Source organism: Pseudotenacibaculum sp. MALMAid0570 (assembly GCF_040151415.1).
GTDB lineage: Bacteria > Bacteroidota > Bacteroidia > Flavobacteriales > Flavobacteriaceae > Polaribacter.
Genome location: NZ_JBDKWF010000043.1, coordinates 14181 through 26410 on the forward strand (window position 1 = coordinate 14181; position 12230 = coordinate 26410).

Annotated in this window: 6 protein-coding genes; 5 read left to right on the forward strand and 1 reads right to left on the reverse strand. The window is 32.9% G+C overall.

Translation table 11 applies throughout. The features are described 5' to 3' along the window. Positions 1-48: 48 nt before the first annotated feature. Positions 49-2181, forward strand: a complete 2133-nt coding sequence (locus AAON49_RS01585; protein ID WP_349552141.1) for an endonuclease — start codon at positions 49-51, stop codon at positions 2179-2181. A 30-nt stretch (positions 2182-2211) separates the two neighbouring features. Here the strand turns inward: AAON49_RS01585 and AAON49_RS01590 are convergent, their stop codons facing one another. Beyond that, positions 2212-3630 carry a cytochrome c peroxidase gene (locus AAON49_RS01590; RefSeq protein WP_349552143.1) on the reverse strand — a complete coding sequence of 473 codons (1419 nt, stop codon included), beginning with the start codon at positions 3628-3630 and terminating at the stop codon, positions 2212-2214. 184 nt (positions 3631-3814) lie between these two features. Between AAON49_RS01590 and purL the strand changes: the two genes are divergently transcribed. From purL to AAON49_RS01610, 4 genes are all read left to right on the forward strand, one after another. Next, a complete protein-coding gene (gene purL / locus AAON49_RS01595) occupies positions 3815-7477 on the forward strand; it encodes a phosphoribosylformylglycinamidine synthase (protein ID WP_349552144.1) in 3663 nt (1220 codons plus the stop codon). A 91-nt stretch (positions 7478-7568) separates the two neighbouring features. Then, the gene (locus tag AAON49_RS01600; protein ID WP_349552145.1) at positions 7569-8357 is read left to right on the forward strand and encodes a pentapeptide repeat-containing protein; all 789 of its coding nucleotides are present in this window, start codon (positions 7569-7571) and stop codon (positions 8355-8357) included. Between the two features lie 159 nt (positions 8358-8516). Beyond that, complete coding sequence (locus AAON49_RS01605; RefSeq protein WP_349552147.1) at positions 8517-10277, forward strand: AMP-dependent synthetase/ligase; 1761 nt, start codon at positions 8517-8519, stop codon at positions 10275-10277. An 85-nt stretch (positions 10278-10362) separates the two neighbouring features. Further along, complete coding sequence (locus AAON49_RS01610; RefSeq protein ID WP_349552148.1) at positions 10363-12138, forward strand: AMP-dependent synthetase/ligase; 1776 nt, start codon at positions 10363-10365, stop codon at positions 12136-12138. Positions 12139-12230: the final 92 nt, after the last annotated feature.

Here is a 12230-nt window from a genome sequence, read left to right on the forward strand (position 1 = left end):
AGTTACCCTCATCTCAATGATGAGGTATTAATATTTAATTAAAACTCAATGAAAAAACAGTTACTTTTTTATTTCTTTTTCCTTTACTCATTAGTTGTATTAGCCCAACAGAGTTATTACAACGATGTAAACTTAAATCTAACTGGAATCAGCCTTAAAAACGCTTTAATCACAAAAATTACTACCACTCATACCAATAATCTAACTTATTCTAATGTATGGGACTCTAGCATGATTACAGATGTTAATCCTATGAATAGTGCTGAAGTATTGTTAATATATGGTTGGGAAAACGGTACAGATGGAGATGGAACTAACGATCGTGAGAGAGGAATCAATCAAAATGGAGGTGCCGTTGGAGATTGGAACAGAGAACATGTATATGCTAACTCTTTAGCAACACCAGATTTAGATCAAGGTGGACAAGATGGACCTCCATATGCAGATGCACATAATTTAAGACCATGTGACACACAAAGAAACTCTTCTCGTGGAAATAAATTATTTATTGATGGCTCTGGAAATTCCGGAGCTGTAAGTACTGGTTGGTATCCTGGTGATGAATGGAAAGGTGATGTAGCACGTATGATGATGTATATGTATTTACGTTATGACACGCGTTGTTTACCAAGTAACGTTGGAATTGGAGATAATTCAGCCACTCCTGACGATATGATCGATTTATTTTTAGAATGGAATGCTGAAGATCCAGTTTCTGATATAGAAGTGCAAAGAAATAACTATCACGGAAATGATTCTAATGCCTTTGCCCAAGGAAACAGGAATCCATTTATTGATAATCCAAGGTTAGCAACTAGAATATGGGGAGGACCCGAAGCAGAAGATATTTGGGGAATTTACACAAGCACAGATAATCAAGCTCCTTCTATTCCTGCAAACCTTATGACATCTAACATAACAACAACATCTATAGACTTATCTTGGGATGCATCTACTGATAATGTGGGAGTTTCTAGTTACGATATTTATGTTGATGGTAACTTAAACGGTTCAACTTCCAATACAAATTATACAATTTCTAACCTAGCTTCTAATACATCATTTAGCTTAACAGTAGTAGCAAAAGATATTGCTGAGAATGAGTCTTCACCCAGTGCACCATTAAATGCAATGACCTTAGAAGATAATCAAGCACCCACAGTTCCAATGAATATTGTAATTAGTAACGAAACAAATGTTTCTTTCAAAGTAACATGGGATGCTTCTACAGACGATACTGGCGTGTCTGCATATGATGTGTATTTAGGTGGAGTTTTTAATTCAACTACATCAAATACTACGTATACTGTAAATAGTTTAACAGCATCTACTACATACTCTGTTACAGTATTAGCTAAAGATGCTGCTGGTAACTCTTCTGCTCAAAGTACTCCTGTAAATGCCACAACAACCGATGGCGGAACTGGCGGAGCAACAGAAATTTTCATTTCTGAATATGTAGAAGGATCTAGTAATAATAAAGCTATAGAAATTGTGAATGTTACTCAAAACGCTATTGATTTGTCTGATTATAACCTTAGAAGGCAAGCAAATGGAGCTGGTGCTTGGTCAACAAGATTTGATCTCTCAGGAATATTAAATTCAGGAGAAGTTGTTGTTGTTATCAATGGAAGCGCTTCTGATCCAACCTTACTTGCTGAAGCCGATATAACAGTGCCTAATAACGCAGGAACTAATTTTGGTGAGCCTTTAAACTTTAATGGAAATGATCCTGTTGGGCTTTTTAAAGATGAAACTTTAATAGATATCATAGGGGTTTTTGATGGAGGAAGTGGAAATTTTGCTAAAGATGTTACATTAAGAAGAAAACCTTCTGTAATAGAGCCTAATACTACTTTTGATGAAGTAAATGAATGGAACTCTTTCCCTCAAGACACATTTGATGATATTGGTTCTCACACATCTACTCTTAGTACAACTAATTTTGAATGGAATGAGTTACACATATATCCAAATCCAACTTCTCTGAATTATATCTTCATTAAAAATAATGAAAGCCTGAATGTTCAAGTATTTAATATCTTAGGGAAAAGAATAAAACAACAAACAATTTCAAACTCCAATCAAAGATTAGATTTGTCCAATCTTTCAAATGGTATTTATCTGTTAAAAATTTCAGATGGGAAAAACACCACAACAAGAAAGATTATTAAAAGATAACAATAAAAAAGGCGTCATAAGACGCCTTTTTTATTGCTTTATAAACTTTTTCCTAAAGACCTTATTTGTCTGAATATCTTTTATTCTCAAAATATAAATTCCTTTAGATAAGGAACTTAAATCTAAATCAGTATTTTCAGTAATATTTATTTCTAAATTCTTCTGGCCCATAATAGTATAAACAAAAATACGATAGTTACCAGATTCAATTCGTAGCTTTAAATCAGTTACTACAGGGTTAGGATATACAGTAACAGATTTGCCAAAAGATTCTTCATTGGTAGATAAAATACCTCCTGTGAGCGTTATATTGCCAGATACATCAAAAGGGTCTGACCAAATTTCATTTGTATATACATCTGTTCCAGTTAAAGTCCCTAAAAATGCTACTAAAGCATTTTTCTCATCCTCAGTTAAATTCAATTGTTGTGTTTGTCCTCCAGGTCTAGACAATCTATTATCTAAATTTGTATTAGCTGGATTGTTAGGAATACTGTTGTAGTGGTTAACTACATCTAATAAAGTACTTAAACTACCATCGTGCATTAATGGCCCATTTAAACTATTATCTGGATTAACCAAATCTCTCAAACTAGGAGATCTTGTATTTGTCAAGTCTATTGCAGAACTACCTGCTACAGTTATCAAACCGTTATTTAATGAATTAGGATCAATATCAAACTCAGGTGGTCTGTGGCATCCTGCACAACCAGCGCCATTCCCTCCTCCTCCTGGACCTCCTGGGGGTGGAGCCAAGAAAAGTTGTTTTCCTTCATTCTCTTGAGCTGTAAAATTAGGGAAGTTTGCATTCAAATTTCCTCCAGCTTGAACTAAACCAACATCAAACTTTGAATCAAAAGATTGAATACTTCTCACAAATTGTCCTAGAGCCAATTGCATTCTTTCTTCAGTAATTGTAGCATCTCCAAAAGCAAATTCAAATAATGTTTGATAGTAATCTATTGCTGATAGCTTTGTAATTAAATCATTAATATCTGGATCTCCATTTGTGCCACTGAAACCCATTTCAACGTGATCTTGGATAGGTTGAGTAACCTGATCTTCAAGAGTAGCTGCTCTTTCATCCCAGAAAAACTGAACTTCATCTGCAAATCTTGAATTAATTAAACGCATAGAATGTCTTCCTGTTTGACCACCGTCCAAACCTGTACTAGTTACATCAGGATCTCCAAATGCAAAAGCTTGCTGATGACAACTGGCACATGCTATCGTATTATTATCTGATAAATTTTTGTCATAAAACAATACTCTTCCAAGAGTTGCAATCTTATCATCAATAGGATTTGTATTAGGAGTATTGTCTTTTGTAATGTAGTTAGGAATTGTTTGATTGGCATAATTAAAAAGATTATCCAAATCAATTGTTCCGCTGATAAACAGAAATCCTAGGCACAAAAATGTAATGAATTGAGGTAGTTTTTTCTTCATGTATATGAATTTATAAATTAGTTGATGAGTTTTAGATGCTAGTTCTAAAAAAAACTTGCGCATAAAATTATTCATTGTTAATAAAAGCTTCATAAAAAGAAAAAAAACAAGATTTCTAGTGTAAATAATACAATCGAAAATTTTAAATTTGTGGCTTCAACACAACAACACAAATTCATAAAGAATGATCCACTTCTTTGGAAACCAAAACAGTAAAGTATTTGCTGTCCAAACAACGGAAGAATTATCTGCTAAAAACATTTCAAAATTAACTTGGCTTTTTGGCAACCAACATAAACTCAATGCGGCGTCTCTTGACGCCTTTTTTATTGGCCCAAGGGCAGCAATGATAACTCCTTGGAGCACGAATGCCGTTGAGATAACTCAAAATATGGGTATCTCTGGAATCTTAAGAATTGAAGAATTTAAGGCTGTTTCTGAGGATTTTTCAGATTTCGACCCTATGATTCTACAGAAGTTTAATGGCTTACACCAAGAAACATTTACAATCGACATTCAGCCTGAACCTATATTTGAAATTGAAGACATAGCTGCCTACAATGAAAAAGAAGGATTGGCATTAAGTAATGAAGAAATTCAATATCTTAATCAACTTTCTGAAAAGATAGGAAGAAAACTAACTGACTCAGAAGTTTTTGGTTTTTCACAAGTAAATTCTGAGCATTGTAGACATAAAATATTTAACGGAACATTTGTAATTGATGGTGAAAAGCAACCTACATCACTCTTTAAAATGATTAAAGAAACATCCAAACAAAATCCAAATGATATTGTTTCTGCATACAAAGATAATGTAGCTTTCATAAAAGGTCCGAAAGTTGAACAATTTGCACCTAAAAGAGCTGATGTACCTGATTTCTATCAAACTCAAGATTTTGATTCTGTAATTTCCATCAAAGCAGAGACTCACAATTTCCCTACCACTGTAGAACCTTTTAATGGTGCCGCTACAGGATCTGGAGGTGAAATTAGAGATCGACTTGCTGGTGGTAAAGGTTCTATTCCATTAGCTGGAACTGCTGTATATATGACTTCATATTCCCGATTAGAAGAAAATCGCCCTTGGGAAAATATGGATGAAAGAAAATGGCTATATCAAACTCCAATGGATATTCTAATCAAAGCTTCTAATGGAGCTTCAGATTTTGGAAATAAATTTGGTCAACCATTAATTACAGGATCTGTTTTAACTTTTGAACATGAAGAAGAAGCTCGTAAGCTAGGTTTTGACAAAGTAATAATGTTGGCAGGTGGAATTGGATATGGAAAAAGAGATCAGGCAATAAAAGATACTCCCAAAGAAGGAGATAAAATTGTAATTCTTGGTGGTGACAATTATAGAATTGGTATGGGTGGAGCTGCGGTATCATCTGCAGATACTGGAGAATTTTCATCTGGTATAGAACTCAATGCTGTACAACGTTCAAATCCTGAAATGCAAAAACGCGCTGCTAATGCCGTAAGAGGAATGGTAGAAAGTGATGAGAATTTTATTGTTTCTATCCATGATCATGGAGCTGGAGGTCATTTGAATTGTCTTTCTGAATTAGTTGAAGATACTGGTGGAAAAATAGACTTAGATGAGCTTCCTGTTGGAGATCCAACACTTTCAAATAAAGAAATTATTGGTAATGAGTCTCAAGAACGAATGGGACTTGTTATTGGAGAAGATCATATCGCTACTTTACAAAATATTGCTGAGAGAGAAAGATCTCCAATGTATCAGGTTGGAAATGTTACTGGTGACCATAGATTTACATTTGAATCTAAAACAGGAAACAAACCAATGGATTTAGCGCTTGAAGACATGTTTGGTTCTTCGCCTAAAACCATTATGGATGATACTACAATTCATAGAGAATATAAAGATATTACTTATAATTCTTCTGAGTTTGAATCTTATCTATCTCAAGTATTACAACTTGAAGCTGTAGCTTGTAAAGATTGGTTAACCAATAAAGTAGATCGTTGTGTTGGTGGAAAAGTAGCCAAACAACAATGTGTTGGTCAATTACAAATACCTTTAAACAATGTAGGTGTAATGGCTCTAGACTATAAAGGTAAAGAAGGTATTGCAACTTCTATTGGCCACTCTCCTATTTCTGGATTAATCAATCCGATTGCTGGAAGTAGAAATTCAATTACAGAATCGTTAACAAACATTATATGGGCTCCTTTAAAAGATGGTTTACAATCCGTTTCATTATCTGCAAATTGGATGTGGCCTTGCAAAAATGAAGGTGAAGATGCTAGACTGTATGAAGCTGTAAAAGCAGTTTCAGAATTTTCTATAGATTTAGGCATTAATGTTCCTACAGGAAAGGATTCTTTGTCTATGAAACAAAAATATCCTAATGAAGATGTTATTTCTCCTGGAACTGTGATTATTTCAGCAGCCGCAAACTGTAATGATATTACCAAAGTTGTAGAACCCGTTTTCAAAAAGCAAGGAGGTTCTATTTATTATATCAATATATCACAAGATGAACACAAACTTGGAGGAAGCTCTTTTGCTCAAATTGTCAATTCAATTGGTAATGAAGCTCCAACAGTAAAGAGTGCTGCTTATGTAAAAAATGTATTCAATACTATCCAAGATTTAATACGTGATGAGCAAATTGTTGCAGGACACGATATTGCTTCTGGAGGTTTAATAACAACTTTGCTGGAATTATGTTTTGCTAATGTAGATACTGGAGCAGACTTAGATTTCTCTTCAATAGGAGAAAACGATACGATACAGTTATTATTCTCTGAAAATGTAGGAATTGTTATACAATCAAAGGACAATTCTATTGAAAAAATATTTACCGAAAATAATATAGATGCAATAAAAATTGGTTCTGTAACCAATGGAGATCGTTTAAATATCCAAAATGGTGATACAAAATACTCTCTATCTATATCTGAATTAAGAGATGTTTGGTACAAAACTTCTTTCTTACTTGATCAAAAACAAACAGCTAATAACTTAGCAAAAGATCGATATAATAACTATAAAAATCAACCTTTACAGTATGTCTTTCCAGAGAGCTTTACTGGAAAATTACCTAAAATAGATGCTTCAAAACCTAAGCCCAAAGCCGCTATAATAAGAGAAAAAGGAAGTAATTCTGAACGTGAGATGGCAAATGCTATGTATTTAGCAGGATTTGACGTGAAGGACGTACACATGACTGATCTTATTTCAGGTCGTGAAACTTTAGAAGATATTCAATTTATTGGAGCAGTTGGTGGTTTCTCTAACTCAGATGTATTAGGTTCGGCCAAAGGTTGGGCAGGTGCATTTCTATACAACGAAAAAGCAAACAAAGCGCTAAAAAACTTTTTTAATCGAGAAGATACATTAAGTGTGGGTATTTGTAATGGTTGTCAATTATGGATGGAATTAGATTTAATCAATCCAGACCATGAAGTTCACGGAAAAATGACCTATAATGATTCAGGCAAACACGAAAGTTCCTTTACATCTGTGAAAGTTCAGGAGAACAATTCTATAATGCTTTCAACGTTAGCTGGCACTACCTTAGGAGTTTGGATTTCTCATGGTGAAGGAAAATTTAACTTACCCTATTCGGAAGACAAATATGACATCGTTGCTAAATATGCTTATGAAGGATATCCTCACAATCCAAATGGATCTGACTTTAATACAGCAATGATGTGTGATAAAACTGGACGTCATTTAGTAACTATGCCACATATAGAACGTTCTACATTCCAATGGAACTGGGCTAATTATCCAAATGGAAGAAAAGATGAAGTTTCTCCTTGGTTGGAAGCTTTTGTGAATGCTAGAAAATGGATTGAGAAAAAAGATGCATAACCTAAAATTTGTTTCTTCAATTTTATTTTCTCGATAAAACTGTCACAAAAAAATGACATCTTTGTCTTTAGAGTGTATTAAAACTTAGATCATGAAAAATAAAATTACTCTATTAACACTTATTTTTACTCTAGTAAGTTTTGTTGGTTTCTCTCAAAAAACTGTAAATGCTAGTGATATCATAAAAGACATCAAAGCCGGAAAAGATGTTTCAATAAATAATGCCATTATCGAAGGAGTTCTAGATTTTACTTATATGGATGAAAAATTAGAAGATCTTCCAAAAAGAAAAAAAAGATGGTGGAAAGGAAATAATGGAGACAACAAGGTTAAAAATTTGATTGAAACTAAAATTTCTTTTGTCAACTGTACTTTCAAAGATGATGTATTAGCATATATTCCTGATAGTGATGATAGTGGTTATACCTTCGTTGCTAGTTTTGAAGATGACGCTATATTTAAAGACTGTGTTTTTCAAAGAAAAGCTATGTTTAAATATTCATACTTTGAAAATGAATCATCATTTGAAAACGCAGATTTTCAAGACGATACTACTTTTAAATATTCTAAATTTAAGAAAACTGCAAGCTTTAAGAATACAAATTTTGAAAATGGAGCTACATTTAAATATGCCAATTTTGCTAACTTCATAAGTTTTGCTAACTCTACATTTAAAGAAACAACAACTTTTAAGTACACTAAATTTAATGACGGTGTTTCTTTCAAAGATGTAAGATTTGAAGAAGATTTAAATATTAAGTATACTGAAGTACACGGAAAGTTTGACATCTCTGGAATGAAAGTCGCTTATGATATTGATTCTAAATACACTAAAATCAATGGTAAAAGCTTTTCAAGATATTTATTAAATAGAAACTAAAAATAGGTATAAGCACCTATACCCAGTATATTTCCCTTTACTAACTTTACAACCGAAAATTTGGTTGATATTGTTTCAGGGGACAACCATATCGATCCAATAAATAGGTCTCTATTATAGAGACCTATTTTTTTATATATTGTAGTACAATTAACTAACATGATCAAACAAGTCTCTCGTCTTTTTGATTGTCCCTATTTTCAAAACGATCACTTCCCTCAAGAAAACTGTTTCCTTTATAAGGAAAATAATACGTGGAAAAGCTATTCTACTCAAGATTATATAGATATCTCTAATAAAGTAAGTAGAGCTCTTTTGCATCTTAACGTTAAGGCAAATGATAAGGTAGCTGTTATTGTTCCTGTCAATCAACCTAAATGGAATTTTCTAGATATTGGCGTACTTCAAATAGGAGCACAAAATGTTCCTTTATACGCTACATTATCAGAAAAAGATTACGAATATGTTTTAAATCATTCCGATTCTATTTACTGTTTTGTTGCTGGTGAAGAAATTTATCAGAAAGTAAAAGCTATACAATCGAAAACAAAGATTAAAGAAGTATATAGATTTGATAGTGATTCTGAAATTGGCTGGAATTCTTTTTTAAAATTAGGAGACAATTTGAAACTACAAGAACAAGTAGATCAAATAAAGAACAGTATTAAACCTGAAGATATAGCCACTATTATTTATACATCAGGAACAACAGGTACTCCAAAGGGAGTAATGTTATCTCATGATAATATCGTTCAAAATATCAGAGTTACTGGAAAAAGACTTGATATTGAAGGAGCTGGAAAAAGAGTTGTTAGTTACTTGCCAGTAAGCCATGTTTTTGAAAGAGCCGCTTCTTACTATTCGACAATTATGGGTTTTTCAGTTTATTTTGCCGAAAGCATCGATCAATTAGGTGACAATATAAGAGAAGTAAAACCTCATATGCTAGCTGTAGTTCCTAGACTATTGGAAAAAATATTTGATAAAATAGTAGACAAAGGAAGTCAATTAACAGGAATTAAAAAGCGATTGTTCTTTTGGGCTTTAGAATTAGGTGAACAATATAAACCTTATCGTCAAAACGGAAGATGGTACCATTTCAAACTAGGTATAGCTAGAAAATTAATTTTTAGTAAATGGCAAGAAGCCCTTGGTAATCATTTAGAATTCATGTTGTCAGGAAGTGCTCCTCTTCAGCCAAGATTAATTCGCATCTTTACTGCAGCTGGAATTCCTGTGTACGAAGGTTATGGAATGACCGAATCTTCTCCAGGAGCAACCTTAAATGACTTGAGAAATAATGGTTTGAAAATTGGTACAGTAGGGAAAGCGTTAGATGGTATTGAAATTAAAATTGCTGATGATGGAGAGATTTTAATGAAAGGACATTGTGTAATGCAAGGTTATTACAAAAGAGGAGATTTAACTGCTGATACTATTAAAAATGGTTATTTGCATACAGGAGACATTGGTGAAATAGATTCCGATGGTTTTTTAAAAATTACAGATCGTAAAAAAGAAATCTTTAAAACCTCTGGAGGGAAATATATTGCATTAGCTGTCTTAGAAAGTGAACTAAAAAAATCTAGATTTATAGAGCAAGTAATGGTTATTGGAGAAGCTCAAAAAATGCCAGCAGCTTTAGTACAAATCAATTTTGAATTTATAGAGGAATGGGCAAAAAGAAAAGAATATCAGATAAAAGATATTAGTTCTGATCAAAGATTAAGGAATAGACTTCAAAAAGAAATCAATAAATACAATAAAGGTTTTGGAAAATGGGAGCAAATCAAAGATTTTGAAATTACAAAAGAAGAATGGACTACAGAATCTGGGCACCTCACTCCTACTATGAAAATGAGAAGGAAAATTATACTTGAAAAACACATAGATCTCTTTAATAAAATCTACAACCTATAGAAATCACAACAAATAATCTCGTTTTGTGAAATCTGATGCTTTTTTGTAATTTGGCATTCAACAAATTTTACACACACAGAATTATATGTCAACAGAAATCACTCGATTATTCGACTTCCCTTACTATGCTCAAAAAAAATTCAATTTAAACAAAGCTTTTGTAACAAAATATGGGCAGGATTGGGTAGCAACTTCTAATGAAGAGTATATTGCTCAAGCCAATAAAATTAGTAGAGCTTTACTTCGATTAGGGGTAAAAGCTAATGATAAGATTGCTGTGATTTCATCCAACAACAGAACAGAATGGAATGTAATGGATATTGGTATTTTACAAGTAGGAGCACAAAACGTTCCTATATATCCTACAATATCAAAAGAAGACTATGAATATGTCCTTAATCATTCAGAATCTGTTTATTGTTTTGTTTCTGACACAGAGATTGTTGAAAAACTAAATCAGATTAAAGGAAATACTCAACTTAAAGAAGTTTATACCTTTGATGAAATATCTGGAGAAAAAAATTGGAAAGAAGTTTTAGAATTAGGAGAAGATAACAGTAATCAGAATGAAGTAGAAGAAAGGAAAAATGCTGTTAAAAAAGATGATCTTGCCACTTTAATTTACACATCAGGAACCACAGGACGTCCCAAGGGAGTTATGCTTTCACATTGGAACATAGTCTCTAATGTAATTGCTAGTGAAAAAAGAGTTCCTCTTGATTTTGGAAAAGCCATCGCTTTAAGTTTCTTACCTGTTTGTCACATTTTTGAAAGAATGATTTTATACTTATACCAGTATTGTGGTGTAGAAATTCATTTTGCCGAATCTATCGATCAAATGAGTGACAATTTAAAAGAAGTTCGTCCGCATGTAATGACTGCTGTTCCTAGACTTTACGAAAAAGTATTTGATAAAATTTATGGAAGAGGCGAAGAATTATCTGGCATTAAACAAAAGCTTTTCTATTGGGCTATAGAAGTTGCTTTACAATACGAACCATATAAAGTAAATGGTTGGTGGTATGAGCGTAAACTAGCTATCGCTAGGAAACTAATCTTTTCAAAAATAAAAGCTGGCTTAGGAGGTCGTTTAGATTTAATGGTTTCTGGAAGTGCTGCTCTACAACCTAGACTTACCAGATTTTTTGCTGCCGCAGAAATGCCCATTATGGAAGGCTATGGTTTAACAGAAACATCGCCCGTACTATCTGTAAATGATCAAAGAAATAAAGGATTTAGAATAGGAACTGTTGGTAGAGTTATAGACGGTGTTGAAGTTAAAATAGCAGAAGATGGAGAAATTTTAGCCAAAGGTCCAAATATTATGATGGGTTATTATAAAGATCCAGAAAAAACTGCTGAAGTAATTAAAGATGGTTATTTTCATACTGGAGATAAAGGAGAAATTTGCAAAGATGGATTCTTAAAGATTACAGGAAGAACAAAAGAAATGTTTAAAACTTCTGGTGGTAAATATGTAGTTCCTCCATTATTAGAAGGAGAATTAAAACAATCTCGCTTTATAGAACAAGTAATGGTTGTGGGTGAAGGAGAAAAAATGCCAGCTGCTATTATCCAACCAAATTTTGTCTTTATTCAAGACTGGATCGATAGAAAAGAGCATGCAATAGGAAAGTCATGTGAAGAAATCGCTACTTCTCAAATTGTAATTGATCGAATTCAAAGAGAAGTAGATGAATGCAATAAAGGTTTTGGAAAATGGGAACAAATCAAAAAATTCGAACTCACACCAGAAGAATGGTCTATAGATGGAGGTCAACTTACCCCAACTATGAAGATGAAACGAAAAATAATTAAAGAAATCTATAAAGACTTATACGAACGAATTTATAGAGGATAAAATAAGAACGTCACTGTTAGTGGCGTTTTTTTATTACATTAGTCCAATGTTAAGAAATCATTAAATCGTGTTTTAAGTAAAAATACGTATTG